22 protein-coding genes and 1 pseudogene are annotated in these 25,069 nt (G+C 69.0%); 9 read left to right on the top strand and 14 right to left on the bottom strand.

Annotation, left to right across the window (positions count from 1 at the left end):
• Positions 1 to 611 precede the first annotated feature (611 nt).
• The 7 genes from AC07NN_RS23995 to sdhC all read right to left on the bottom strand — a co-directional run bounded on the left by AC07NN_RS23995 (position 612) and on the right by sdhC (position 6,588).
• Positions 612 to 932, bottom strand: coding sequence for a 2Fe-2S iron-sulfur cluster-binding protein (locus AC07NN_RS23995; protein WP_494646324.1), 321 nt, complete (start codon positions 930 to 932; stop codon positions 612 to 614).
• 41 nt (positions 933 to 973) lie between these two features.
• Positions 974 to 2,206 carry an NAD(P)/FAD-dependent oxidoreductase gene (locus AC07NN_RS23990; protein WP_494646338.1) on the bottom strand — a complete coding sequence of 411 codons (1,233 nt, stop codon included), beginning with the start codon at positions 2,204 to 2,206 and terminating at the stop codon, positions 974 to 976.
• Positions 2,207 to 2,291: 85 nt separating this feature from the next.
• Positions 2,292 to 3,185, bottom strand: coding sequence for a tetratricopeptide repeat protein (locus AC07NN_RS23985; protein ID WP_494646323.1), 894 nt, complete (start codon positions 3,183 to 3,185; stop codon positions 2,292 to 2,294).
• Positions 3,185 to 3,967, bottom strand: coding sequence for a succinate dehydrogenase iron-sulfur subunit (locus tag AC07NN_RS23980; protein ID WP_494646322.1), 783 nt, complete (start codon positions 3,965 to 3,967; stop codon positions 3,185 to 3,187). Before AC07NN_RS23980 ends, AC07NN_RS23985 begins: the two co-directional genes overlap by 1 nt.
• 7 nt (positions 3,968 to 3,974) lie before the next feature.
• The gene (gene sdhA / locus AC07NN_RS23975) at positions 3,975 to 5,762 is read right to left on the bottom strand and encodes a succinate dehydrogenase flavoprotein subunit (RefSeq protein ID WP_494646321.1); all 1,788 of its coding nucleotides are present in this window, start codon (positions 5,760 to 5,762) and stop codon (positions 3,975 to 3,977) included.
• The gene (gene sdhD / locus AC07NN_RS23970) at positions 5,762 to 6,214 is read right to left on the bottom strand and encodes a succinate dehydrogenase, hydrophobic membrane anchor protein (RefSeq protein WP_494646337.1); all 453 of its coding nucleotides are present in this window, start codon (positions 6,212 to 6,214) and stop codon (positions 5,762 to 5,764) included. Before sdhD ends, sdhA begins: the two co-directional genes overlap by 1 nt.
• On the bottom strand, positions 6,181 to 6,588 hold the full coding sequence (gene sdhC, locus AC07NN_RS23965; protein WP_494646320.1) for a succinate dehydrogenase, cytochrome b556 subunit: 408 nt from the start codon (positions 6,586 to 6,588) through the stop codon (positions 6,181 to 6,183). Before sdhC ends, sdhD begins: the two co-directional genes overlap by 34 nt.
• 227 nt (positions 6,589 to 6,815) lie before the next feature.
• Here sdhC and AC07NN_RS23960 point away from each other — a divergent pair.
• Positions 6,816 to 8,194 (top strand): annotated as a pseudogene (locus tag AC07NN_RS23960) (sensor histidine kinase).
• Here AC07NN_RS23960 and AC07NN_RS23955 read toward each other — a convergent pair.
• On the bottom strand, positions 8,191 to 8,772 hold the full coding sequence (locus tag AC07NN_RS23955) for a GDP-mannose pyrophosphatase (protein ID WP_494646319.1): 582 nt from the start codon (positions 8,770 to 8,772) through the stop codon (positions 8,191 to 8,193). The pseudogene AC07NN_RS23960 and the gene AC07NN_RS23955 overlap by 4 nt on opposite strands.
• A gap of 93 nt (positions 8,773 to 8,865) precedes the next feature.
• Here AC07NN_RS23955 and AC07NN_RS23950 point away from each other — a divergent pair, with 93 nt between their 5' ends.
• The gene (locus AC07NN_RS23950; protein WP_494646318.1) at positions 8,866 to 9,240 is read left to right on the top strand and encodes an STY0301 family protein; all 375 of its coding nucleotides are present in this window, start codon (positions 8,866 to 8,868) and stop codon (positions 9,238 to 9,240) included.
• On the opposite strand, the gene zapE is transcribed toward AC07NN_RS23950, so the two are convergent.
• On the bottom strand, positions 9,241 to 10,359 hold the full coding sequence (zapE, locus tag AC07NN_RS23945) for a cell division protein ZapE (RefSeq protein WP_494646317.1): 1,119 nt from the start codon (positions 10,357 to 10,359) through the stop codon (positions 9,241 to 9,243). It abuts the gene before it with no gap.
• A 97-nt stretch (positions 10,360 to 10,456) separates the two neighbouring features.
• Between zapE and AC07NN_RS23940 the strand changes: the two genes are divergently transcribed.
• The 7 genes from AC07NN_RS23940 (at position 10,457) to trxA (ending at position 20,477) form a co-directional block, all read left to right on the top strand.
• Entirely contained in the window at positions 10,457 to 11,332 is an 876-nt protein-coding gene (locus tag AC07NN_RS23940; RefSeq protein WP_494646316.1) for a GNAT family N-acetyltransferase, read from the top strand.
• Complete coding sequence (gene tsaE / locus AC07NN_RS23935) at positions 11,329 to 11,775, top strand: tRNA (adenosine(37)-N6)-threonylcarbamoyltransferase complex ATPase subunit type 1 TsaE (protein ID WP_494646315.1); 447 nt, start codon at positions 11,329 to 11,331, stop codon at positions 11,773 to 11,775. The genes AC07NN_RS23940 and tsaE overlap by 4 nt, the downstream gene beginning before the upstream one ends.
• A gap of 7 nt (positions 11,776 to 11,782) precedes the next feature.
• Entirely contained in the window at positions 11,783 to 12,853 is a 1,071-nt protein-coding gene (gene amgK / locus AC07NN_RS23930) for an N-acetylmuramate/N-acetylglucosamine kinase AmgK (protein WP_494646314.1), read from the top strand.
• Positions 12,850 to 13,572 (top strand): N-acetylmuramate alpha-1-phosphate uridylyltransferase MurU, encoded by a 723-nt coding sequence (murU, locus tag AC07NN_RS23925; protein ID WP_494646313.1) that lies wholly within the window; start codon positions 12,850 to 12,852, stop codon positions 13,570 to 13,572. The genes amgK and murU overlap by 4 nt, the downstream gene beginning before the upstream one ends.
• Positions 13,569 to 16,556, top strand: a complete 2,988-nt coding sequence (addB, locus tag AC07NN_RS23920; RefSeq protein WP_494646312.1) for a double-strand break repair protein AddB — start codon at positions 13,569 to 13,571, stop codon at positions 16,554 to 16,556. The genes murU and addB overlap by 4 nt, the downstream gene beginning before the upstream one ends.
• Entirely contained in the window at positions 16,553 to 20,011 is a 3,459-nt protein-coding gene (addA, locus tag AC07NN_RS23915) for a double-strand break repair helicase AddA (protein ID WP_494646311.1), read from the top strand. The genes addB and addA overlap by 4 nt, the downstream gene beginning before the upstream one ends.
• Before the next feature lie 127 nt (positions 20,012 to 20,138).
• Entirely contained in the window at positions 20,139 to 20,477 is a 339-nt protein-coding gene (gene trxA, locus AC07NN_RS23910) for a thioredoxin (RefSeq protein ID WP_494646310.1), read from the top strand.
• A 79-nt stretch (positions 20,478 to 20,556) separates the two neighbouring features.
• Here trxA and AC07NN_RS23905 read toward each other — a convergent pair whose 3' ends face one another.
• From AC07NN_RS23905 to trpB, 5 genes are all read right to left on the bottom strand, one after another.
• The gene (locus tag AC07NN_RS23905; protein WP_494646309.1) at positions 20,557 to 20,664 is read right to left on the bottom strand and encodes a hypothetical protein; all 108 of its coding nucleotides are present in this window, start codon (positions 20,662 to 20,664) and stop codon (positions 20,557 to 20,559) included.
• A gap of 85 nt (positions 20,665 to 20,749) precedes the next feature.
• On the bottom strand, positions 20,750 to 22,063 hold the full coding sequence (locus AC07NN_RS23900; RefSeq protein WP_494646308.1) for a bifunctional folylpolyglutamate synthase/dihydrofolate synthase: 1,314 nt from the start codon (positions 22,061 to 22,063) through the stop codon (positions 20,750 to 20,752).
• A 5-nt stretch (positions 22,064 to 22,068) separates the two neighbouring features.
• The gene (locus AC07NN_RS23895) at positions 22,069 to 22,992 is read right to left on the bottom strand and encodes an acetyl-CoA carboxylase carboxyltransferase subunit beta (protein ID WP_494646307.1); all 924 of its coding nucleotides are present in this window, start codon (positions 22,990 to 22,992) and stop codon (positions 22,069 to 22,071) included.
• A gap of 12 nt (positions 22,993 to 23,004) precedes the next feature.
• Positions 23,005 to 23,832 (bottom strand): tryptophan synthase subunit alpha, encoded by an 828-nt coding sequence (gene trpA, locus AC07NN_RS23890; protein ID WP_494646306.1) that lies wholly within the window; start codon positions 23,830 to 23,832, stop codon positions 23,005 to 23,007.
• Positions 23,833 to 23,844: 12 nt separating this feature from the next.
• Entirely contained in the window at positions 23,845 to 25,065 is a 1,221-nt protein-coding gene (trpB, locus tag AC07NN_RS23885) for a tryptophan synthase subunit beta (protein ID WP_494646305.1), read from the bottom strand.
• Positions 25,066 to 25,069 lie beyond the last annotated feature (4 nt).

Below are 25,069 nucleotides of genomic sequence, written 5' to 3'. Positions count from 1 at the left end.
CGCCCGGTGTCGGCGGAGGCGGCTATCTAGCGAACCTCGAATTCCGTGTCAAATCGTTTTTTTCAAAACTTTCTGACCCAGTTGACGAAGCCGGAAAATCCCGGAGCCGCCAGAGCCGGCAGCTTCTAGAGAAGCTACCGAAGCTAGTCAAGCGATTATTTTGAAGAAACTTCAAAACGATTACTTGTCTAACTCAACATCGCGCCGCTGAATTCTTGCGAACTCTTGTCTGCGATGTCTCGGAGCGGCGCTTCTAAAGAGGAGCCATCCCGAAGTCAACCAACTCTTTTCGGCTTTTTCGAAGCCCCGGAAACCCGGGATCGAAGAGACAAAAAGAGGATCCCTGGGCCGCCGTGGCCGCCCTTGCGGATCCGTCATCGAGTCGATTGGAGCGCGGTGTTTAGCGAAGCGTCTGAACCGATGCAACTCCCTTTCGGGGGCCGCGTCGTCCGGTCGCGATGCCGTTCCGAGCGAGGCGGTGATCTAGTCCTCCCTCGGACGACTGGCAACCCCCTCGCAACAATATAACGACGCTCTTTTGACGCCTTGGTTAGCGTCGCCTTTCGGAGCCCGCTCCCATGCAGGATTTGGACGGGCTCCGGCCCCTTATATTAGTGCTGGCTCTCCGGCAGGCGAACCACCAGGCCATCCAGCGCGTCGCTCACCTTGATCTGGCACGACAGGCGGCTGTTCGGCTCGACGTTCTCGGCGAAGTCCAGCATCGATTCTTCCATGGCCGACTTGTCGCCCGTCTTATCCAGCCAGGCTTCGTCGACATAGACATGGCAGGTCGCGCAGGCGCAGGCCCCGCCGCAGTCGGCGTCGATGCCCGGCACGTTGTTCTTCACGGCGCCTTCCATGACGGTCAGGCCCGGCTTCACGTCGAGCGCGTGCTCCTTACCGTCGTGTTCGATGTAGGTGATCTTGGCCATCTGTTTCCCGTTACCCCTGGAGGCTCTCTCTATAGGGCGACCTAAGCCGCCACCTCTTTCATGGACACCGACGGATCGGCGAGCTTGTCGGCGTTCACCGGCGTGCGTTTGGCGATCAACTGCTTGCCAGCCATGAATTCGGGCGGCGCATTGACCGCCTCCACAGCCTGGAGCAGGTCGCCCTTCATATGGAAGACCGCGAACTTCGCCGCCGCGACATCGCCGCGCACCACCTGGCGATCGGCTTCGAACGGCAGGCCGGCGATCTGCAGCTTCAGATCATACTGGTCGGACCAGAACCACGGCACCTCGGGCGCCGGGCCCGGGCGGCCCATGACCGCCGAAGCGGCCTGCTTGGCCTGCTCCAGGGCGTTGGGCACGCTTTCCAGGCGGAACTGGCGCTCATAGAGCGGGAGCGGACGATGGGTGACGTCGCCGACCGCGAAGATCGACGGATCGTTGGTCCGCGCCTCCAGATCGACGACCACGCCGTTGGCGGTCGCCAGACCTGCGTCCTTGGCCAGCTCGTCATTGGGAATCGCGCCGACCCCGACCAGGGCGACGTCGCAGGGCCGCACCGAGCCGTCGGCGAATCGCACCCCGGTGACGCGGCCGTCCTCGCCCTCGAAACCCGCGACGCCGGCGTTCAGCTCGAACGCGACGCCGTGCTTGCCGTGATAGTCCTGGAAGAATAGCGACAGGGTCTCACAGGCCACGCGGGCCAGGACGCGGCTTTCGCGCTCGATGACCGTGGCGTGGCTGCCCAGGGCGCGGGCCGAGGCGGCGGCCTCCAGACCGACATAACCGCCGCCGATCACGGCCAGGCGCTTGTCCGGACCCAGGGCGTTCTTCAGCAACTCGGCGTCGGCCGCCGTGCGCAGGGCCAGGACGCCGGCCAGGTTCGCGCCAGGAATCGGCAACGCCCGGGCGCGGGCGCCGGTGGCGAGAATGAGGAAGTCGTAGGCAAGGGCCTCGCCCGAGGCCAGGGTCACCGTCTTCTCCGAGCGATTGATCCGCTCGGCCACGCCTTCCAGGCGCAGCATGACGTTGTTCTCGGCGTACCACTCGGCGGGCTTCAGCGAGAGCGAATCCGCGTCGGCCTCGCCCTTCAGCCAGGCCTTGGACAGCGGGGGGCGCTGATAGGGCAACAGCGGCTCGTCGCCGATCAGGACGATCCGGCCCTCATGACCGTACTGACGCAGGAACGCGGCGACCGAGCCGCCCGCATGACCCGCGCCGACGATGACCACCTTGGCCTTGGGGTCGTTCACGATCGCTTCGCTCAACGCCACAATCCTCCCGTTCCGTCGAAAATGACGGCGGCGTCACCTTTTGGCAAGCCGGCAAACATATAGTGCGCTAAGGCCTCGCGGCCTTGATCTTGCGGAGTATGTCCAGGCGGGGCCCGATCCTGGCCGCCGCTCCGGCATCCTGCTCTAGCGCCTTTTCGTACCAAGCGATCGCTTCGTCCATCGCCGCGCGGTCGACGCGCGTCTTCTCGGGCAGGCTGCGGACAAAGGCTTCGTCGCCCAGCAGCACGGCCGCTTCGAGGCGCCCGTTGTCGTAGGCGTACCGCCAGAGCCTGGCGGCCTTGGCGTTGTCCTTGGTCACGCCGTCGCCGTTCCAATAGATCTGTCCGAGGGTGAAGGCCGCGTTCTTCTGGCCTTGGGCCACGGCCTTCTCGTACCAGCCACGCGCCGCGACGGTGTCCCGCGGCACGATCCGACCCGCCAGATAGTAGTTGGCCAGGTCCGTCTGGGCGTCCGCGTCGCCGGCCTCCGCGCCTTCCTGGCACAGGGCCACGCCGCGCGAAGCCTCGACAGGACCGCCCTCGCCGCCGATCAGCATGTTGCCGAGGGCGCATTTCGATTTGGCGAAGCCCCGATCGCCCGCCGCCTGGAACAGGGTTCGAGCCTTGACGGGGTCGCGAGGCAAGCCGCCATGTCCCATCTGGATGCATTCTGCGTAGAGATGCGCGGCATAGGGCGAGCTCGGCGCGGCCCGCTCCCAGAGCTGGCAAGCCCGCGCCTTGTCGATGGGGATGCCGGGGACGCCCGAGAACAGAGCGCCGCCGAGCAGGGTCTGGGCGCCCACGTCGCCACGCTCGGCCAGGCGCTCCATCTTGGCCCTGGCGGCGGGATCGCCAGCGACGAAGCCGCTTTTGATCCGTTCGACCTCGGGACCGTATTGCGGCCCGCCCACGCCGACGGCGCTCGAGGCGAGCAGACCGGCGGCGAGGATGGGCGCCAGCATCAGACGACGCGCTCGACCATCATCTTCTTGATCTCGGCGATGGCCTTGGCCGGGTTCAGGCCCTTCGGGCAGACCTGGGCGCAGTTCATGATCGTGTGGCAGCGATAGAGCTTGAAGGGGTCCTCAAGCGCATCGAGGCGGTCGCCGGTCGCTTCGTCGCGGCTGTCGATCAGCCAGCGATAGGCGTGCAGCAGGGCCGCCGGGCCCAGATACTTGTCGCCGTTCCACCAGTAGCTGGGGCACGAGGTCGAGCAGCAGGCGCACAGGATGCACTCGTAGAGACCGTCGAGCTTCTCGCGGTCTTCCGGCGATTGCTTCCACTCGGTCTGCGGCTCGGGCGTGTCGGTGTGCAGCCAGGGCTCGATCGAGGCGTACTGGGCGTAGAACAGCGTCAGGTCCGGGATCAGGTCCTTGACCACCGGCAGGTGCGGCAGCGGGCTGATCTGGACGGCCTTGCCCGGGACCTCGGCCCAGCCATGGGTGCAGGCCAGGGTGTTGCGGCCGCCGATGTTCATCGAGCACGAGCCGCAGACGCCTTCCCGGCACGACCGGCGGAAGGCCAGGGTCGGGTCGATGGTGTTCTTGATATAGAGCAGGGCGTCCAGGACCATCGGACCCACGGCGTCCATGTCGACGTCGTAGGTGTCCCAGCGCGGATTGCCGCCCGCTTCCGGGTCGTAGCGGTAGATCTTGAAGGTCTTGACCTTCTTGGCGCCCGCCGGGGCCGGCCAATGCTTGCCCGACTTGACCTGCGAGTTCTTGGGGAGTGCGAGTTCGACCATCGTACCCTCAGTAGACCCGTTGCTTCGGCGGGATGTAAGCGATGTCGTCCGACATGGTGTAGCTGTGGACCGGGCGGAAATCGATCTTCACCTTGCCGGTGTCGAGATCGAGCCACGCCAGGGTGTGCTTCATCCATTCGGTGTCGTTGCGGTCCGAGAAGTCCTCGCGGGCGTGGGCGCCGCGGCTTTCGGTGCGGTTGGCCGCGCCGTTCACCGTCACGACGGCCTGACCGATCAGATTGTCGAACTCCAGGGTCTCCATCAGGTCCGTGTTCCAGACCAGGCCGCGATCGCTGACCTTGATGTCGTCCTTCTTCTTCCAGACCTCGGCCAGACGCGACACGCCGCTGTCCAGGCTCTCGCCGGTGCGGAACACGGCGGCGTCTTCCTGCATGGCCTTCTGCATTTCAAGGCGCAGGTCGGCGGTCGGGGTCGAGCCCGAGGCGTTGCGGAACTTGTCGAAGCGCGCCACGTGACCGTCGGTCCAGGCGTCCTTCAGTTCCGGCTGCTTGGCGCCCGGCTTCAGGACCTCGGCGCAGCGCAGAGCCGCGGCGCGACCGAAGACCACCAGATCGATCAGCGAGTTCGAGCCCAGGCGGTTGGCGCCGTGCACCGACACGCAGGCGGCCTCGCCCACGGCCATCAGGCCCGGGATCACCTGGTCGGGGTTGTCGCCCGACTTGGTGACGACTTCGCCGTGATAGTTCGTCGGGATGCCGCCCATGTTGTAGTGGACGGTCGGCAGCACGGGGATCGGCGCCTTGGTCACGTCGACGCCGGCGAAGACCTTGGCGGTCTCCGAAATGCCCGGCAGGCGCTCGTGCAGGATCTTCGGATCCAGGTGATCCAGGTGCAGGAAGATGTGGTCCTTGTTCGGGCCCACGCCGCGACCTTCGCGGATCTCGATGGTCATCGCGCGGCTGACCATGTCGCGGGGCGCCAGGTCTTTCACCGACGGGGCGTAGCGCTCCATGAAGCGCTCGCCTTCCGAATTGGTCAGGTAGCCGCCTTCGCCACGCGCGCCTTCGGTGATCAGGCAGCCCGCGCCGTAGATGCCGGTCGGGTGGAACTGCACGAACTCCATGTCCTGCAGCGGCAGGCCGGCGCGCAGCGCCATGGCGTTGCCGTCGCCCGTGCAGGTGTGGGCCGAGGTGGCCGAGAAGTAGGCGCGGCCATAGCCGCCCGTGGCCAGGATCACCGTCTGGGCCTGGAAGCGGTGCAGGGTGCCGTCGTCGAGCTTCCACGCCGTCACGCCGCGGCAGACGCCGTCGTCCATGATCAGGTCGAGGGCGAAGTACTCGATGAAGAACTCGGTGTCGTGGGCCAGCGACTGGCCGTACATCGTGTGCAGCATGGCGTGACCGGTGCGGTCGGCCGCCGCGCAGGTGCGCTGGATCGGGCCTTCGCCGTAGTTCTTGGTCATGCCGCCGAAGGCGCGCTGATAGATCTTGCCGTCCGAGGTGCGCGAGAAGGGCACGCCCCAGTGCTCGAGCTCATACACCGCCGCCGGAGCGTTGCGGGTCAGGTACTCGATGGCGTCCTGGTCGCCCAGCCAGTCCGAACCCTTGACGGTGTCGAACATGTGCCAGCGCCAGTCATCGTGGCTCATATTGCCCAGCGAGGCCGAGATGCCGCCTTGAGCCGCCACGGTGTGGCTGCGGGTCGGGAACACCTTGGTGATGCAGGCGGTCTTGAGACCGGCTTGCGCGGCGCCCAGAGCGGCGCGGAGGCCCGAGCCGCCCGCGCCGACGACGACGACGTCGAACTTGTGGTCGATGAACTTGTAGGCCGACATCAAAGGGCTCCCGTCAGCGCGACCTTGAGGATCGAGAAGACCCCCACGGCGCCGGCCAGCACGCAGACGAACAGATTGCCGATCACCAGGGCCGACTTGCTCGTGAAGCGGTAGATATAGTCTTCGATCACCACCTGGACCGCAGCCTGCAGGTGCACGAGGGCGGCGATCAGCAGCAGGCTGAGCAGCACGGCGTTGACCGGCTGGCCGATCCACGTCGCGACCGTGTGCTGGTCGGCGCCGATCAGCTTCAGGGCGCCGTAGACGCCCCACAGGCTCAGCGGGATCAGGGCCAGGCCCGAAACGCGCTCGGTGATGAAGTGGCTGACGCCGTGGTGCGACGAACCCATGCCCCGGGCGCGCGACAGCGGCGTGCGAAACTGGATCGGCTGAAAGAGGTCGTTCTTCTTGCTCATGATCAGAACGCTCCGTTTGCGCCGGCGATGACCCAGGTCACGATCGTGGCCACGACCGCGAAGGCGATCGCCATGGCGCCGGTCATGTCGGCGATGCGCGGGGCGAAGCCCTTGCCGATGTCCCAGAAGGTCTGGCGGATGGCGTAGGCGACGTTGAAGAAGACGGCGAAGGTCTCGCCGAGCAGGACCAGCTTGCCGATCGGCGAGCCCAGCAGGCCGACGTAGCAGGCATAGGCGTCGGGACCGGCGGCCAGGGCGGCGGCCCAGCCGGCCAGGATCACGGCGCCGACCCACAGGCCGATGACGCAGCCACGGTGCAGGATCGAGCAGGCCATGGTGATATGCCAACGCCATACCGTGAGGTGCGGCGACATCGGGCGCTCAGGCAGCCCCCGGCTCGTGTCGGTCATGAGAGGTCCAACCCCAGTAGCCTTTGTGCGTTGCGGGACGCTTTTAAGCGCGAAGGCGGGGGTGTCAATTAAACGGGGCCCTCTTGAGAAACGTTCTCAGTTCTCATCTCGGGTATCGCGCGGAACCAAGAAAGCCAAGGTTGCGTTAGGCTTGGTTGCTCCGGGGGGAACGCGTGGCCAATCCGATCGACTTCAGGGGGATATTCGACCGGATTCCCTCCCCCTACATGCTGCTGGACCGCGAGTTCCGGTATGTCGCGGCCAATGCCTCCTATCTGCGGACCCTGGAACGGCGGTGGGAGGAACTGGAAGGCCGTAATCTTTTCGACGCCTTCCCCTCCGAGGGCGAAACCCGCGCCCAGCTCGAGAGCTCGCTGCGCCGGGCCCGCGACAGCGGCGAGGTCACGGAACTGCCGCTGATCCACTACGCCATCGAGCGCCCCGCCGAACTGGGCGGCGGCTTCGAGGACCGGATCTGGAGCGCGACCCACACGCCGATCCCGGACGAGGCCGGCGTCACCCGCTACATTCTACAGCACACCCAGGACGTCACCGCGATCCAGCGCCTCAAGGAAGCCGTGTTCGGAACGCGGTCGGCGGCGGTTCTCGGCGACGAGGTGCTGCGGCGAGCCGAGACGGTGCAGTCCCAGAGCCGCCAGCTGCGCAACCTGTTCATGCAGGCGCCCAGCTTCATGGCGGTGCTGCGCGGTCCCAACCATGTGTTCGACCTGACCAACAATGCCTACGCCCAGCTGATCGGCCATCGCGAGGTCACGGGCCTGCCCCTCGGCGTCGCCCTGCCCGAGGTCGTCGGCCAGGGTTTCGTCGAACTGCTGGACCGCGTGCTGTCGACCCAGGAAGCCTTCGTCGGGCGACGCGTGAAGGTCGCCTTGCAGCGCAGCGCCGGTTCCCAACTGGAAGAGCGCTATCTCGACTTCATCTACCAGCCGATCATCGAGCCGGACGGAACCGCCTCGGGCGTCTTCGTCGAAGGCGTCGACATGACCGATCAGGTCCAGGCCGACGAGCGCCAGCACCTGCTGCTGGACGAGCTGAACCACCGCGTGAAGAACACCCTGGCCACCGTCCAGGCGATCGCCCAACAGACCCTGCGGGGCGCCAGCGATCCAAAGGCCTTCGCCGCCGCTTCGAGTCGCGCCTGTTGGCGCTGTCCCAGACCCATAACGCCCTGACCGACAGCCAATGGGCCGGGGCAGGGCTGCGCCAGATCCTTGTCCAGGAACTGGGTCCCTATGGCGCCGAACGGGTGACCATGACGGGACCGGACGTCCATCTTCCGGCCCGCGTGGCTCTGTCCCTGGGCATGGTCTTCCACGAGCTGGCGACGAACGCCGCCAAGTACGGCGCGCTCTCCACCGCCGGCCGCCTGCTTCTCGAGTGGTCGGTGTCCGAAGGCGAGCAGCTGACCTTCGAATGGCGCGAGGCCGGCGGCCCGGCGGCGGCCCGTCCGGAGCGCCGAGGCTTTGGTTCCCGGCTGATCGAGCGCAGCATCTCCGGCGAACTGCGCGGCCGGGTCAGCGCCGACTATGGCGAAAGCGGCTTGGTCGTGACGTTCGCCGTGCCCCTGGCGCGCGATTTCGGCTAGCGGAACACCGTCAGGGCCAGGTGCTGCAACAGCATGATGGTCTTGGCGTCGCGGATGCGGCCGTCGGCGATCATGGCCAGGGCCTCGCCGATGGTCGGCTCCAGCACCTCGATGTCCTCGCCCTCGTCGGGGTGACCACCGCCCTCGCCAATCTTCATGGCCGCATCGTACTCCGCCACAAAGAAGTGCAGGATCTCGGTCACCGAGCCGGGGCTCATGAAGGCCTCGAACACCTTGCGGACCTCGCCCAGGCGATAGCCCAGCTCCTCCTCGACCTCGGCGCGGATGCGGATTTCCGGCTCGGCGTCGTCCAGCAGGCCGGCCGCCGCCTCGATCAGCAGGTCGTCATGGCCGTTGACGTAGGCCGGATACCGGAACTGCTTCACCAGCAGGACGGTGCGGTTGGCCAGGTTGTAGGGCAGCAGCACCGCCCCGTTGCCCCGGTCGTAGTGCTCGCGATGCTGCGTCTGCCAGGTTCCGTCCCGCCGCTTCCAGTCGAAGCTGGTCGTCTTCAGGACGTACCAGTTGTCGGAGAGCAGCTTGGTCTCGTGGACGCGGAGGCGATCTTTGACGGTCATGCGCGCCAGTTTCGAAGCGCCCACGACGCGAAGCAAGGCCCCGTTGCCTGCGAGGCCATGCTTGGGCAAGCTTCACGCTCCCGGGAGATCGAGATGCGCATCGTCACCATTCTGTCGGTCATGGCCTTCGCGGGCGCCGCTCCTGACGCGAGCCATGGGGCCGCGCCCTTCACCTGTCCTGTGAAGCCCGGCAGGGCGCTGGAGCATGTCACCGTGTTCGATGGCCCGCTGAAAGACATGGCCTCGATGCGTCCGGAGGACGGCCGGGAGATCAAGGGTAAGCTGCGGCAGACCTGGAACGTCGCCGACATCACCAAGCTGGGCCGTCAGGCGCATGTGGAGTGCGCCTACAAAGGCGGCGCGACGGCGGTCGTGCAGGTCCCGAAGGCCGCAAGGACCTGCTCGCAGGAGCTCCAGCGTCTCGACAACAAGGGCAACTACCGCACGTTGTCGTTCAGCTGCCGCTAGCTAGTCGCGCACCCGCGCCACGTAGTCGGCCGATCGCATCTCCTGCAGGCGCGAGACCGTGCGCTCGAACTCGAAGGCGCCGTCGCCAGCGGGGTACAGCGCCTCGGGCTCGGCGTCGGCCAGGGCCACCAGCTTGGCGTCGGCTTCATAGAGCGCGTCGATTAGGGTGTTGAACCGCTTGGCCGCGTCGCGCCGCTCCGGCGTCAGGCGCGGGACATCTTCCAGGAAGATGGTGTGGAAGCGCTCGGCGACGGCCAGGTAGTCCTGCGGCCCCAGGGCCTGCTGGCACAGGCTGGCGAAGGATGAACGCAGCATGCCGCCGGCGGCGCGCGGCAGGCGCATCTTGCGGCCCAGAACCTCCAGCGTCGCGCCGGTCTCGGGCGCACCGTCCAGCATGTCGGCCCACAGGCGCTCGAACTCGGCCTGGGTCGCCTTGTCGTTCGGCGCCAGCCACATCCGCGCCGCGCGCAGGCGGTCCAGGCGGAAGTCGACCGGGCCACGCACGGCGACGACATCCAGCGCCGACTTCAGCATGTCGATGAACGGCAGGAAGAGCTGGCGGTTGAGGCCGTCCTTATAGAGGTCCTCCGGCGGCCGGTTCGAGGTGGCGACCAGGGTGACGCCGCGCGCGAACAGCGCCTCGAACAGCCGCCCCAGGATCATGGCGTCGGCGATGTCGGTGACCTGCAGCTCGTCGAAACACAGCAGGCGGGCCTCGTCGGCGATCCGCTCGGCGGTCGGGGCGATCGGGTCGTCGCCCTTGGCCTGGCCGAACCGCGCCTTGCGCGCGGCCGTATCGCCCTTTCGCCAGGCGTCGATGTCGGCGTGGACCTCGGCCATGAAGGCGTGGAAGTGGATGCGGCGCTTCTTGGCCACGGGCGCGCTGTCGAAGAACAGGTCCATCAGCATGGACTTGCCGCGCCCGACCGGACCCCACAGGTAGACGCCGCGCTGGCTCTTGGGCTTGCGGCCAAACAGCGAGAAGCCGGGCTCCCCGGCATTGTCCAGATCGGCCTCCAGCCGCGACAGCGCCTCGACGGCGGCGGCTTGGGCCACATCGGGCTTGATCTCGCCCTGGGCCAGGCGCTCGCGATAGGCGGTGCGAAGGGATGTCGGCATCGAGAAGTGCGGTTAGCGCGGGAGACGCTTCGGGGGAAGCCCGAACCTGCTCGTTCCGTCTGCTGACAGACTCGCCGGCCACGCCTAAGCTCCCGTCATGGTTCATGTTCCGGCCCTCGGGGAGGTCGAGGCGCGCAACACCTCGCGGCCCCACATCATCGACACCCTCATCGCCGAGCGCGCGCCGGGGCTGACGGGTTCGGCGATCTGGCCGCTGGTGCGGCCCGGGCTCTACAAGCTGCTCGACTACGGCAAGGCCCGGCGGATGGCCGAGACCATCTGCACGATGGGCGGCCGCGCGGCGCTGGATCATGTCTCCGACCTGCTGGCGCTGAAGGTCGAGGTCCAGGGGCTGGAGAATCTGCCGCCGACCGGCCGGGTCATCATCGTCGCCAATCATCCGACCGGCATCGGCGACGGCGTGGCGGTCTATGACGCGATCAAGGCCCGGCGGCCCGACGTCGTCTTCTACGCCAATGCCGACGCCCACCGGGTCTGCGCGCGCTTCGACGAGGTGCTGATCCCGGTCGAATGGGTCGAGGAAAAGCGTAGCCGCGATCGTATGCGCCTGACGCTGACCATGACCCGCGAGGCGATGGAGGCCGAGCGCGCCCTGATGATCTTCCCCGCCGGTCGCCTCGCGGTGAAGGACGCCGAGGGCCTGCTGACCGACCCGCCGTGGATGACCTCGGCCGTCTCCCTGGCCCGCAAGTACGGCGCGCCCATCGTGCCGATCCACCTGACCGGTCCGTGGTCGACGCTGTTCCACGCCTTCGACCGGGTCTCGCGGGAACTGCGCGACATCACCCTGTTCCACGAGCTGTTGAACAAGACGGGCCGGCGCTTTTCGCTGATCGTCGGGCCGCCGATTGATCCTGAACGCTTGCCCGACGATACGGGAGAGGCCACGGAGGCGTTGAAGCGCTATGTGGAGCGTGTGTTGCCCACCGATCCGACGAGCCGCCTGACGTGACCGAAGTCTTCCTCGCCGACGAGGCCGCGACCCAGGACCTGGGCCACAAGCTGGCTAGCGCCTTGCGGCCCGGCGACGCCCTGTGCCTCACCGGCCCCCTGGGCGCTGGCAAGTCGACCCTGGCCCGCGCCCTGATCCGCGCCCTGACGACGCCGGACGAGGAAGTGCCCAGCCCGACCTTCACCCTGGTGCAGTTCTACGAGACGGCCGCTTTCCCGTTGGCCCACTTCGATCTTTACCGCCTGTCCGACCCCGACGAGGCCTATGAGATCGGCCTGGACGAGGCCCTGGACGGTGGCGTGGTGTTGATCGAGTGGCCCCAGAGATTGGAAGGGCGTTTGCCCGCGACTCGGCTCGATATAGACATCGCCCTCGACGGCGACGCGCGACACGCCGTCATCGTGCGGCACGGCGATTTCGAAGGACGTTCCCTTGAGTTCTGAGCGTGAAATGGCGAAGGCCGCGTTCCTTGAAACCCATGGCTTCGGCGACGTTCGCCGGGTGAGCCTGGGCGGCGACGCCTCGACGCGGTCTTACGAGCGCCTGCACCGTGACGGCGGCGCCAGCTTCATCTTCATGGACCAGCCGCCGTCGGTCGAAACCGCGCCCTGCCCGCCGGACGCCTCGCCCGCAGAGCGCGCCGCGCTCGGCTACAACGCCCTGGCCCGCCTGGCCGCCGGCCGCGTGGACGCCTTCGTGGCCTGCGCCGGCTGGCTGAACGCCCAGGGCCTGTCGGCCCCCAAGGTGCTGGCCGCTGATCCGGCCGCTGGCCTGGCCGTGCTGGAAGACCTCGGCGACGACCTCTATGCCCGCCTGATCGAGGCCGGGACCGACGAGGCCCCGCTGTACGACGCCGCCATCGACGGCCTGTTGGCCCTTCACGCCGCGCCGACGCCCAGCGTGCTGGACTTCGACGGCTCGACCTGGCCGCTGCTGACCTATGACGACCTGGCGCTGAAGACCGCCCACGACATCTTCGTCGAGTGGCAGCCGAAGTTCCGAGACCTCAGCTTCGACGAAGCCGCTCTCGCCGAATGGGAAGCCATCTGGGCTCCGATTCGCGCGAAGGGCGAGGCGGGCGCGACTGTCTTCTGCCATCGCGACTATCACGCCGAGAACCTGATCTGGCTGCCGCAGCGCGACGGCGCCGCCCGCGTCGGCATGCTGGACTTCCAGGACGCCGTCCTGGCCCACCCGGCCTGGGACCTGTCGATGCTGCTGCACGACGCCCGCCGCACGGTCTCGCCGGAGCGCGAGGCCGCCAGCCTCGACCGCTATCTCGCCGCCCGCCCCGAGCTGGACCGTACCGCCTTCCTGGCCGACTACCATGCGCTGGGTGCGCTCAACATCATCCGGATCCTGGGCATCTTCGCCCGTCTGGTGACCCGCGACGGCAAGCCCCGCTACGCCGACTTCATCCCTCGCCTGTGGGTCTATCTGGACGTCTGCTTCGCCGACCCGGCCCTGGCCGACCTGAAAGCCTGGTTCGATCGCTACGTGCCGGTGGAGACCCGCCGATGAGCGCCCCGAAAGTCGCGATGGTGCTGGCCGCCGGCCTCGGCACCCGCATGCGACCGCTGACCAACGACCGCCCCAAGGCCCTGGTCGAGGTCCATGGCAAGGCGCTGATCGACCACATGCTGGACCGCCTGGCCGCCGCCGGGGTCGAGACCGCCGTGGTCAATGTCCACTACTTCGCCGACCTCGTCGAAGCGCACCTCAAGGCTCGCGAGGCCAAGGGTCTCGGACCCCGCATCGTCATTTCCGACGAACGCGCCCAGGCCCTGGAGACCGGTGGCGGCATCAAGCACGCCCTGCCGCTGCTGGGCGACGAGCCCGTGTTCGTGGCCAATATCGACTCCGTCTGGATCGAGCACGGCGGCGCGGCCGTCGATGCCGTGGCCGCCGCCTGGGATCCCGAGGCGATGGACGTCTGCCTGATGCTGGCCTCGACCAGCGGCTCGCTGGGCTTCCACGACAGCGGCGATGTTTTCCTGAAAGACGGTGTTGTCCGCTTCAAGGACCTCGGCGAGACCGCGCCGCTCGTCTATGTCGGCGTCCACATCTGCAAGCCGGCGATCACCGCCGACGGTCCCGACGGCCCCTTCTCGCTTCTGCCGCTGTGGAAGCGCCTGGCCACCGACCACCGCGTCCATGGCGTCGCGCCCGACGGGCTCTGGATGCATGTCGGCGATCCCGACGCCAAGTTGGCGGCCGAAGCCAAGCTCTCTGAAGGATGAGCGGCCCGGCCCCTTTCTTCGAGCGTGAGGGGCCGCGCTGGTTCTCGATCCCCGCCCACCGTCCGTTCGTCGACGACCTGGCGCGCGGCCTGCTGAACACGCTGGAGCCGCTGGGTCCCGAGGCCCTGCCGCGCGCCACCGTCCTGACCCCGACCCGCCGCGGCGCCCGAGCCCTGGCCGACGCCTTCCTGGCGGTCGGCGGCGGTCGCGCTCTGCTCCTGCCGCAGATCCGGCCACTGGGCGATCTGGACGAGGGCGAGCCGCCGTTCGAGCCGGGCGAGCTGTCCCTGGACCTGCCGCCGGCCATCTCCTCGCGCCGGCGCCGGTTCGAGTTGGCGCGGCTGGTCGTCGACCACGGCGACAAGCTGGCGTTCAAGCCCGGCCCCGTCCAGGCGCTGGAGCTGGCCAAGGCGCTGGCCGATTTCCTCGACAGCTGCCAGATCGAGGAGGTCGCATTCGACGACAAGCTCGACGGCCTGGCCGAGGGCGACCTGGCCCAGCACTGGCAGGTCTCGGCCCGGTTCCTGAAGGGCGTGCTGCGCGCCTGGTCCAGTCGGCTGACCGACCTGGGCCTCATCGACGTCTCCGACCGTCGCGTCCGCCTGCTGCGCGCCCTGGAGAAGCAGTGGCGCGACACCCCGCCGACCGAGGTGCTGGTCGCCGCCGGCTCGACCGGCACCGCGCCGGCCACCGCCGACCTGCTGCGCGTCGTCGCCGAGGCTCCTAAGGGCGCAGTGGTCTTGCCCGGCCTCGACGAGGACCTGGCCGACAGCGCCTGGGACCGCATCGAAGGCACGCCTGGCGAACAGCATCCGCAGGGCGCCATGAAGCGCCTGCTGGACCGCGCCGGGGTCGCCCGGTCCGACGTCCGCGCCTGGGTCCCCGATGTCGACAGCCGGGGTCGCTGGCGGCGGCGGATCGTCAACGAGGCCCTGCGCCCCGCCGAGGCCACCGCCGACTGGCTGGCGCAGATCGCCGCCCTGCGCGCCGAGGCCCCGGACCTCGACCCGATCGCCGAGGGCCTCACCGGCTTCTCGGTCATCGCCGCCCGCGCCGAGGAGGAGGCCGCCGGGGCCTGCGCCTTGCTGCTGCGCGAAGCCCTGGAGGATCCGGAGCGGACCGCCGCTCTCGTGACCCCCGACCAGACCCTGGCGCGCCGGGTAATGACCCGCCTGCAGCGCTGGGGCGTGATTCCGGATAGCTCGGCCGGCGCGCCGCTGGCCGCCGCCGGCTCGGCGATCCTGGCCCTGCACCTGGCGCGGCTGGTCGAAGAGCCGCTGAACCCGGTCCGCCTGCTGGCCTTCGCCAAGCACCCCCTGGTGCTGGGCGAGGACGAGGCGCCGGCCGCCGCCCTGCTCGAGCGCAAGGGGCTGCGCGGCGCCGCGCCCGGTTCGAAGGACGTCCTGCGCGCCCGACTGAACGACGCCGCTGAAGCTCTGGCGCTATGCGACCGCGTTCTGGCCGCCGTCGACCACGCCGCCGCCGTCTATGCCGACGGCTTCGCCCCGCCCTGCCGCGCGGCCCAAGCCATCGTCGAGGCCCTGGAAGGCCTGATCGCGCCCAACCGCCTGTGGGCCGGCGGCGCCGGCGAGAGCCTGGGCGGGCTGATGGCCGCCCTGATCCAGGACGGCGAGCCCCTGCCCGACGCCTCGCCCCAGGCCTTCGCCGACATCCTCGACCGGCTGGTCAACGAGGAGACCGTCCGCGTCGGCGGCGCCACCCATCCGCGCCTGCGCATCCTCGGCGCTATCGAGGCTCGCCTGGTCCGCGCCGACCGCCTGGTGCTGGCCGGGCTGGAAGAAGGCGTCTGGCCGCAGGGCGCGCCGATCGATCCGTTCCTGTCGCGCCCGATGCGGTCGCGCCTGGGCCTGCCGCCGCCCGAGCGGCGCGTCGGCCTGACCGCCCACGACTTCGCCCAAGCCGCCAGCGCGCCGGACGTGGTGCTGGTCCACTGCGAACGTCGTGGCGGGGCGCCCGCCGTCGAGTCGCGCTGGCTGTGGCGCCTGAAGACCCTGGCCGCCGGCGCGGGCCTCGCTTTGCCGCGCCGCGACGACGTGCTGGACTGGGTCCGCGCCCTCGACGCCCCCGGTCCCTATTCGCCGATCAAGCGTCCCGAGCCGCGCCCGCCGGTCGAGGATCGTCCGCGCAAGATGGCGGTCACCCGGGTCGAGGCCCTGACCCGCGACCCCTACGCCGTCTGGGCCCGCGACATCCTGCGGCTTTATCCGCTGGAGCGTCCCGACGAGCCGGTCGAGGCCCGGGCGCGGGGCACCGCCATCCACGCGGCCTTCGAGGACTTCGCCGAGGCGTTCCCCGACGCCGTCCCGGTCAACGCGGCCGCGGTGTTCGAGAAGCTCTATGTCGATCACCTGATCAAGGCCGGCATGCCGCCGACCGCCCTGGCTCGCGAGAAGGCCCTGGCCCGCGAGGCCGCCCTGTGGGTCGCCGACTGGGAGCGTCAGCGCCGCACCGTGGCCCGCAAGATCGTGGTCGAGGCCGAGGGCAAGCTCGACCTGTCGATCAACGGCCACCCCTTCACCCTGACCGCCAAGGCCGACAGGCTGGAGCCGACCGCTGACGGGACGGCCCACATCCTCGACTACAAGACCGGCGCTGCGCCGTCGCAAAAGCAGGTCGACACCGGCTTCTCGCCGCAGCTGACCCTGACGGCGGCGATCCTGATGAACGGCGGCTTCCCGGACCTGGGCAAGCCCACGCCCGGCGACCTGACCTATGTCCGCGTCACCGGCAGACGTCCGGCCGGAGAAGAGCAGGTCCGCGCCCTCGCCGGCGAGGAAAGCAGCGCCGCCGCGACCAAGGCGATGGAGGGCCTCTCGACTCTGATCGCCCGCTATGACGACCCGGACGAGCCCTATCGCTCGCGGGTCGCGCCGCAGTTCGTCAAGGAACACCCCGGCGACTACGCCCACCTGGCGCGGGTGTTCGAATGGTCGACCAGCGGCGACGATGGGGAAGGCGAATGAGCGCTTTCGACCCCCAGCGCATCGCCGCCGACCCGACGATCTCGGCCTTCGTCACCGCCAATGCCGGATCGGGCAAGACCAAGACCCTGATCGACCGGGTCGCGCGCTTGCTGCTGGCCAAGGTCAAGCCCGAGGCGATCCTGTGTGTGACCTATACCAAGGCCGCCGCCGCCGAGATGCAGCGGCGCCTGTTCGAGCGGCTGGGCAAGTGGTCGGTGACCGGCGACGCCGACCTGCGCGCCGAGTTGGTGAAACTCGTCGGCGAACCGGAGGCCACTTACAACGCCAAGCGCCTGTCCGAGGCGCGCGCCCTGTTCGCCCAGGCGCTGGAGACGCCTGGCGGCCTGAAGATCCAGACCATCCACGCCTTCTGTGAGAAACTGCTGCGGCGCTTCCCGCTGGAAGCCGGGGTCTCGCCCGGCTTCACGGTGATGGACGACCAAGCCGGCGCCGCCATCGCCCGCGCCGCTCGCAGGGCCACCGCCGCCTGGGTCGACAGCCACGAGGACGCCTTCGCCGAGGCCTATGCCCGCTTCTCGGTGGCGCTGGATTTCCAGAGCTTCGAGACCATGTTCGCCGGCTTCGAGGCGCGGCGCGGCCAGATCATGGAGTACGTTCGGCGCTGCGGCGGGCTGTCCGAAGCGGTCGCCGACGCCTGGACCCGTTGCGGCTTCGACGCGCCGACCTCGGCCGCCGACATCGCCGCCCAGGCCATGGCGCGGCTGGATCTCGGCGCCTGGCGCGCTGCGGCCACGGTGCTGTTCGACGGCGGCGGCAAGCAGGACGCCAAGTACGCCGAGGCGCTGGCGGCCGTCGCCCGTGATCCGGATGCGACGCTGGACCTGGCCTTGCGCGCCTTGTTCACCGAAGGCGGCGAGGGCACGCCAGCGACCTGGCCGGCCAAGACCTCGGGGCTGAAAAGTCGCGAGGCGCTGCTGCTGGAGCAAGCCAAGCTGGAGGCCGCCCGCGAGCGGGTCCACGCCGCCAAGGTGGCCGAGGACACCGCCGACGCCCTGCGGCTGGCGGTGCTGTACGTGACCTCGCACCAGATCGAGAAGGACGCCCGGGGCGCGCTCGATTTCACCGACCTGATCGACCGGACCAGGGTCCTGCTGACCGAGAAGGTCGATGCGGCCTGGGTGCTCTACAAGCTGGACGGCGGCATCGACCACATCCTGCTGGACGAGGCCCAGGACACCGCCCCCGAGCAGTGGGAGATCCTGTCCGCCCTGACCGCCGACTTCTTCGTGGGCGAGAGCGCCGAGGGCTGGAAGGGCGCCCGCCGCGCCGAGCGGACCCTGTTCGTGGTCGGCGACGAGAAGCAGTCGATCTATTCGTTCCAGGGCGCCGATCCGCAGCGGCTGCTGATCGAGACGCAGAATTACATCGCCCGCATCGAGGCCGCCGGCGCGGTCGGCAAGGGCGTGCCGCTGACCGTGTCGTACCGCTCGACCCGCGAGGTGCTGAGCTTCGTCGACGCTCTGTTCTCTGATCCCGAGACCCGCGAGGGCGTACCGCCGCCGGTCGGCCAGGACTTCGTACGCCACGAGCTCTTCCGTCACGGCCATCCCGGCTGTGTCGACCTGTGGCCTCTGACCCGTGAGCTGCCCGGCGAGGAACGCGAGGCCTGGGACGCGCCGGTCGACGCCGAGACCGAGCACAGCGCCAACCGCCGCCTGGCCGAGGCCATCGCCGCCGAGACGGCCGCGATCCTGGCCCGAGGCGATGCTGTCTTCGACAAGGAGATCGGCCGCCACCGCGCCGCCCATGCCGGCGACATTCTGGTGCTGGTCCGCCGCCGCAAGGTGCTGTTCGAGGAGATCATCCGGGCCCTGAAGCGGCGCGGCGTGCCGGTGGCCGGGGCCGACCGCCTGTCGCTGTCCAGCCATATCGCCTTCGAGGACCTGCTGGCTCTGGGGCGGTTCATCCTGTTCCCGGATGACGACCTGACCCTGGCGGCCCTGTTGAAGTCGCCGTTCTGTTCGCTGACCGACGAGGACGTCTACGCCCTGGCCAAGGGCCGGCGGGCGACGCTGTGGACCGAACTGCTCCGCCGGGCCGACGAGCGCGCCGCGTGGACCGCCGCCCGGACCGTGCTGGACTGGGCCCTGACCGAAGGTCGCCGCCGCCAGCCGTTCGAGTTCTTCGCCAGCTGGCTGGGCCTGGTCGGCGACGACGGCCGCTCGCATCGCGCCAAGGTGCTGACCCGCCTCGGCGCCGAGGCCGAGGAGGCGCTCGACGAGTTCCTGGCCCAGGTCATGGAGGCCGAGCAGCGCGGCGTCCGCGATCTCGAGGCCTTGGTCGCCGACTTCGCGGCGCTGGAGATCGTGGTCAAGCGCGAGATGGAAGGCGCCCGGCGCGAGGTGCGGGTGATGACCGCCCACGGCTCCAAGGGTCTGGAGGCGCCGATCGTCTTCCTGCCCGAGACGACCGTGAAGCGCGGGGCCGGCGGCTCTCCGCTGCTGGTCACCGAGGATGGCGCGCTGCTGTGGTGCGGCTCCAGCAAGGGCGACTGCGAGGCCTCGGCCAAGGCGCGGAAGTTGCGCGAGGAGAAGGAAAGCCAGGAAGCCCTGCGCCTGCTGTACGTGGCCCTGACCCGGGCGCGAGACCGGCTGATCCTGTGCGGCCGCATCGACGCCCGGACCAAGGACGACAAGGTCGGGGGCTGGTACGCCGCCGCCCGCGCCGCCTTCGCCCATGCCGACATCGCGCCGGACGTCCGCACCATCGGCGAGGACGAAACGGCCTTCCTGCGCTACGGCCCCGATCCGCAGAGCGCACCCCGAGCCGAAGACGATGTCCGCATCGCCGCCGAGGCCCCCGCCTGGATCCGGACCGTCGCCCCGCCCGAGCCGGCTGCCGCCCGCTATGCCGCCCCGTCGCGGATCGAGGACAACGCCCGGGTCCCTGCCCCTTCGCCTCTCGCCCGGGTCTCAGGCCTGGGCCGCTATCGCCGGGGCGAGATCGTCCACAAGCTGTTGCAGCTCCTGCCCGACGTCGCACCGGACCAGCGCCCCGACGCAGCCCGGCGCTTGCTGGCCGGCGAGCGCGACCTGACCGACGAGCAGCGCCAGGAGATGACCCAGGCCGCCTTCGGCGTGCTGCTCGACGCCCGATTCGCCGCCGTGTTCGGTCCCGGCTCCCGCGCCGAGGTCGCCTTGGCCGGGACTAGCGCGCACCTGCCGAAAGGCCTTGCCGTCTCGGGCCGAGTCGACCGGCTGGTGGTCGAGGATCAGCGTGTCCTGGTCGTCGATTTCAAGACCAACCGCCCCTCGCCCGACCTCATCGAGGACGCCGATCCGGCCTACCTGGCCCAGATGGCGGTCTATGCCGCCGTGCTGCGCGAAGTGTTTCCGGGTCGGACGGTCGAGGCGGCCCTGGTCTGGACCGACGGTCCCAAACTGATGCCGGTTCCAGAAAAGGTGATGGTCGAGGCGCTCGCCCGGCTGGGCTAATCCCGTTGCCGGACGGCCGTCGTCCCCCTACATCTTTGTGCAAGCGCCCGGAACGAATCCGGGTTTTGGATCTTTATCGCGTCCTCCGCGCCGACATCGGCCGCGTGACGCCAGACTGGAGCAAGCCATGAGCACCGTTGCGGTGACCGACGCCACCTTCGAATCCGACGTCCTGAAGGCCAGCAAGCCCGTGCTGGTCGACTTCTGGGCCGAGTGGTGCGGTCCCTGTAAGCAGATCGCCCCGGCCCTGGAGCAGATCTCGGAAGAGCTGGCCGACGTCGTGACCGTCGCCAAGGTCAATATCGAGGACAGCCCGACGACCCCGTCGCGCTACGGCGTCCGCGGCATCCCGACCATGATGTTGTTCCGCGATGGCCAGATGACCTCGATGAAGGTCGGCGCCATGCCGAAGCAGAAGATCCTGGAATGGCTGAACGAAGCCGGCGTGCAAGTCGCCGCCGCTTAAGGCCCTTTCCGAGCTGAATGAGAAACGCCCGCTCCGATCGCTCGGGGCGGGCGTTTTTCGTTGGGCCTCGCGAGAGGGCCTATTTCTTCCCCGTCACGATGAACGGCGAGACCGGCGCGGGCGCCGCCTTCTTCTCGGCCTTCGGCTTGCGAATTTCCTTGTTCGACTTCTTCTGACCCTTGGCCATCGGCGGTTCCTGCCAGGACGGTCGCGCCTGCCGAGGATGTCCAGCGGGCCGTGCCGCCCTATCGGCGTCCGCCAGCCTTACGCGCTTAGGTCGGCCAGGTCTCGCGGCTCATCGCCAGGATCTCGCCGGCCAGGTAGAGCGAGCCGCAGATCAGGACGTGGGGCGTCGGCTCCAGCTTGAGGGCGCGGGTGAGGGCGTCTTCGACCGAATCGCAGGCGCAGGCCCGCAGGCCGGCCAGTTCGGCGGCGGCGGCCGTGTCGGCGGCGCTGGCGGCGGCGTGGCCCTCGAAGGTGACGGTGAAGACCTTGGCCGCCACGCCTCGGAAGGCGCCGAAGAAGCCGGTGGCGTCCTTGTTGGCCAGCAAGCCCGAGATCAGCGCCACCGGCCGGCCGTCGCGGGCGGCCAGATCGGCGACGGCGCGGGAGACGGCTCGACCGGCGTGCGGATTGTGGCCGCCGTCCAGCCAGAGATCGGCCCCGGCCGCCTTGGCGCGTTCGGCCAGCGGACCGGCGGTCAGGCGCTGGAAACGGGCGGGCCAGACCGTGCTGGCGATGCCGCGCCCCATGGCGGCTTCGTCGATGCGCGGGTCGGCCAGGGCCAGCAGGGCGGCGACGGCGAGACCCGCATTGGCGAACTGGTGATCGCCGGGCAGCGAAGGCGCCGGCAGGTCCAGCAGGCGGTCTTCCATCTGGACCAGCAGCCGGCCGCGTTCGTTCCAGGCGTCGAAATCACGGCCCATCAGGGTCAGCGGCGCGCCGGCCTTGTCGGCGACGGCCTCGATGACCGATTCGGCCTCTTCGTGCTGGCGGGCCGAGACGGCGGAGGCGCCGGGCTTGATGATGCCGGCCTTCTCGCCAGCGATCTGGGCGATGGTGTCGCCGAGGAACTCGCGGTGATCCAGATCGACCGGGGCGATGACGCTGACCTTGGGCGTGACGACGTTGGTGGCGTCGAGGATGCCGCCGAGGCCGACCTCGACGATGCAGAGATCGGCCGGGACCTCGGCGAAGGCGACCAGGGCGGCGGCCGTGGTGATCTCGAAGAAGGTGATTTCCAGGCCGGCGTTGGCCTGCTCGACGCGGTCCAGCACGTCGGCCAACTGAGGATCGGTGATCAGGGTCCCGGCCAGGCGGATGCGCTCGGCGAAGCGGACCAGATGCGGCGAGGTGAAGACGTGGACCTTGAGGCCCGCCGCTTCGGCCATGGCCCGCAGGTAGGCGACCGTCGAGCCCTTGCCATTGGTGCCGGCCACGTGGATCACGGGCGGCAGGCGGTCCTGCGGGTCGCCGAGCGCGGCGCAGAGCCGTCGCATCCGGTCCAGCGACAGGTCGATCAGCTTGGGATGCAGCGCCTGGAGCCGCGCCAGGGCGGCGTCATGGGCGCGGAGATGGTCGCTCAAAGAGCTCAGGCCGCCTTGCGGTTGCGGCCCATCATCAGGGTGCCGAGGATCGAGCCCAGCACCTCGGGGAGTTCCTTGCGGTGCGTGACACGGTCGACCATGCCCTTCTCGACCAGATATTCCGAACGTTGGAAGCCCGGCGGCAGGGTCTCGCGGATGGTCTGCTCGATGACGCGCGGACCGGCGAAGCCGATCAGGGCGCCCGGCTCGGCCAGGTGGACGTCGCCCAGCATGGCGTAGGAGGCGGTGACACCGCCGGTGGTCGGGTCGGTGAGGACCACGACGTAGGGCAGGGCCGCGTCCTTGAGTTCGTTGATGGCGAGCGTCGTGCGGGCCATCTGCATCAGCGACAGCGCGCCTTCCTGCATGCGGGCGCCGCCGGCGGCGGTGTAGGCGATCAGCGGAACCTGGCGCTCAAGCGCGGCCTTGGCGGCGGCGATGAAGCCTTCACCGGCGGCCATGCCGAGCGAGCCGCCCATGAAGGCGAAGTCCTGGACCAGCACCACGGCGTCGACGCCGCCGACCTTGCCGTAGCCGATGGCCATGGCGTCCGGCTCACCGGTCGACTTGCGGGCCGCCGCGAGGCGATCCTTGTAGGGCTTGCCATCCGAGAAGTGCAGCGGATCCTCGACGACCGCCGGAGTCGGCAGGGCCTCGTACTGGCCGTCGTCGAAGGTGAACTTGAAGCGGGCTTCCGGCCCGATCCGCATGTGGCGACCGGCCGGCGTGACCCACAGGGCCGCCTCCAGGTCGGAGCGGAAGATCATCTCGCCGGTGTCGGGGCATTTGACCCAGAGGTTCTCCGGCGTCTCGCGCTTGGAGAACGCGCCCCGTACGCCCGGGGCGATTCGCGACAGCCAGCCGCCACGGCGGCCTTCGGCGGCTTTCTTGTCGCCCTTCTTCGGGTCTTGCGGTTCAGCCATAGCCATAGCCTTCGAGCCTCACTTCGTCCCGACGCGAGCCGAACGCACAGCCTTAGCCAGCTCCGACGCTTTTAGAAGAACCTTGTTGGTCACGTTTTCGTTCAACTGGGCCGCGGACTCGATTTCATCCACAAGAGCCGAGCCGACGACCGCCGCATCGGCCACGCGGGCCACTTCGGCGGCGCGTTCGGCGGTGCGGATTCCGAACCCGACGGCGACCGGCAGGCCCGAGGCCGCCCGGATGCGCTCGACGGCCGGAGCCACCGCGTCCGCGTCGGCTTCCTTCACGCCGGTCACCCCGGCGACCGAGACGTAATAGACGAAGCCCGAGGTGCGACGGATCACGGCCGGCAAGCGCTTGTCGTCCGTCGTCGGCGAGGCCAGGCGGATCAGCGACAGGCCTTCGGCTTCCAGGGCGTCCGACAGCGGGTCGGCTTCTTCCGGCGGACAGTCGACCACGATCAGGCCGTCGACGCCGGCGTCGTTGGCCTGCTTGGCGAAGGCCTCGAAGCCGCGATTCACCAGCGGGTTCAGATAGCCCATCAGGATGATCGGCGTGTCCTGGTCGCCTTCGCGGAACACCCGGACGATGTCCAGCGTGCCGTTCAGCGTCATCTTCTTGGCCAGCGCGCGCTGGCTGGCGCGCTGGATGGTCGGGCCCTCGGCCATCGGGTCCGAGAACGGGAAGCCCAGCTCGATGATGTCGGCGCCGGCGGCCGGCAGGCCCTTGACGATCTCGAGCGCGGTCGCCGCGTCCGGATCCCCGGCCATGACGTAAGCCACGAAAGCGGCGCGGCCCTCGGCCTTCAGCGCCGCGAAGCGACGGTCGATACGGTCTTTGGTCAAGTGTCGCTTACCCTAGATCGTCCGCCCGAGGGCGTCGGCCACGGTGAAGATGTCCTTGTCGCCCCGGCCCGACAGGCAGAGCACGATCACGCCGCCCTCGCCGATTTCCTTGGCCAGCTGCGGGAGCTTGGCCAGGGCGTGGGCGCTTTCCAGGGCCGGAATGATACCCTCGAGCTCGGCGCACAGCTGGAAGGCTTGCAGCGCTTCGTCGTCGGTGCAGGTCAGGTACTGGGCCCGGCCGATGTCGTGCAGGAACGAGTGTTCCGGACCGATGCCCGGATAGTCCAGGCCCGCCGAAATCGAGTGGGCGTCCAGGATCTGGCCGTCCTCGTCCTGCAGCAGATAGGTCTTGTTGCCGTGCAGGACGCCGGGGCGGCCGCCGGTCAGGGACGCGGCGTGCTTGTCGGTCTCCAGGCCGTGGCCCGAGGCCTCGACGCCATAGATCTTGACGCTCTCGTCGCCCAGGAACGGATGGAACATGCCGATGGCGTTCGAACCGCCACCGACGCAGGCGACCACGGCGTCCGGAAGGCGGCCTTCCAGTTCCTGGATCTGGTCGCGGGTCTCGGCGCCAATCACCGCCTGGAAGTCTCGAACCATGGCCGGATAGGGGTGCGGCCCCGCCGCCGTGCCGATCATGTAGTAGGTGTCGTGGACGTTGGTGACCCAGTCCCGCATCGCCTCGTTCATGGCGTCCTTGAGGGTCGCCGCGCCGGAGGTCACCGGTCGCACCTCGGCGCCCAGCAGGTTCATGCGGAAGACGTTGGGCTTCTGCCGGGCGACGTCGACGGCGCCCATATAGACGACGCAGGGCAGGCCGAAGCGCGCGGTGACGGTGGCCGAGGCCACGCCGTGCTGGCCGGCGCCGGTCTCGGCGATGATCCGGGTCTTGCCCATGCGCTGGGCCAGCAGGATCTGGCCCATGCAGTTGTTGATCTTGTGCGCGCCGGTGTGATTCAGCTCTTCGCGCTTGAAGTAGATCTTCGCGCCGCCGAGGTGCTTGGACAGGCGCTCGGCGAAATAGAGCGGCGAGGGGCGGCCCACATAGTGGGTCAGGTAGCCCTTCAGCTCCTTCTGGAAGCTCGGATCGTTCTTGGCCTCGGTGTAGGCCCGGTCCAACTCGAGCACGAGCGGCATCAGGGTCTCGGCCACATAGAGGCCGCCGTAGTCGCCGAAACGGCCCTTGGCGTCGGGGTAAGCCGACCAGTCGTTGGGCTTGGCAGTAGCGTTCAAGATC

The sequence above is a fragment of the Caulobacter sp. GW821-FHT09H08 genome (genome assembly GCF_059415885.1).
Note: the sequence above shows the minus strand (reverse complement) of the source record. Positions and strands in the feature narration are given on the sequence as shown.

Excerpts from the sequence above, each read along its gene's own strand:
- amgK (WP_494646314.1), top strand. The coding sequence starts at position 11,783 with ATGGCGAAGGCCGCGTTCCTTGAAACCCATGGCTTCGGCGACGTTCGC.
- sdhA (WP_494646321.1), bottom strand. The coding sequence starts at position 5,762 with ATGTCGGCCTACAAGTTCATCGACCACAAGTTCGACGTCGTCGTCGTC.
- AC07NN_RS23955 (WP_494646319.1), bottom strand. The coding sequence starts at position 8,772 with ATGACCGTCAAAGATCGCCTCCGCGTCCACGAGACCAAGCTGCTCTCC.
- addA (WP_494646311.1), top strand. The coding sequence starts at position 16,553 with ATGAGCGCTTTCGACCCCCAGCGCATCGCCGCCGACCCGACGATCTCG.
- AC07NN_RS23985 (WP_494646323.1), bottom strand. The coding sequence starts at position 3,185 with ATGCTGGCGCCCATCCTCGCCGCCGGTCTGCTCGCCTCGAGCGCCGTC.
- murU (WP_494646313.1), top strand. The coding sequence starts at position 12,850 with ATGAGCGCCCCGAAAGTCGCGATGGTGCTGGCCGCCGGCCTCGGCACC.
- AC07NN_RS23905 (WP_494646309.1), bottom strand. The coding sequence starts at position 20,664 with ATGGCCAAGGGTCAGAAGAAGTCGAACAAGGAAATTCGCAAGCCGAAG.
- trxA (WP_494646310.1), top strand. The coding sequence starts at position 20,139 with ATGAGCACCGTTGCGGTGACCGACGCCACCTTCGAATCCGACGTCCTG.
- AC07NN_RS23950 (WP_494646318.1), top strand. The coding sequence starts at position 8,866 with ATGCGCATCGTCACCATTCTGTCGGTCATGGCCTTCGCGGGCGCCGCT.
- AC07NN_RS23995 (WP_494646324.1), bottom strand. The coding sequence starts at position 932 with ATGGCCAAGATCACCTACATCGAACACGACGGTAAGGAGCACGCGCTC.
- AC07NN_RS23980 (WP_494646322.1), bottom strand. The coding sequence starts at position 3,967 with ATGGTCGAACTCGCACTCCCCAAGAACTCGCAGGTCAAGTCGGGCAAG.
- AC07NN_RS23895 (WP_494646307.1), bottom strand. The coding sequence starts at position 22,992 with ATGGCTATGGCTGAACCGCAAGACCCGAAGAAGGGCGACAAGAAAGCC.
- addB (WP_494646312.1), top strand. The coding sequence starts at position 13,569 with ATGAGCGGCCCGGCCCCTTTCTTCGAGCGTGAGGGGCCGCGCTGGTTC.
- sdhC (WP_494646320.1), bottom strand. The coding sequence starts at position 6,588 with ATGACCGACACGAGCCGGGGGCTGCCTGAGCGCCCGATGTCGCCGCAC.
- AC07NN_RS23940 (WP_494646316.1), top strand. The coding sequence starts at position 10,457 with ATGGTTCATGTTCCGGCCCTCGGGGAGGTCGAGGCGCGCAACACCTCG.
- zapE (WP_494646317.1), bottom strand. The coding sequence starts at position 10,359 with ATGCCGACATCCCTTCGCACCGCCTATCGCGAGCGCCTGGCCCAGGGC.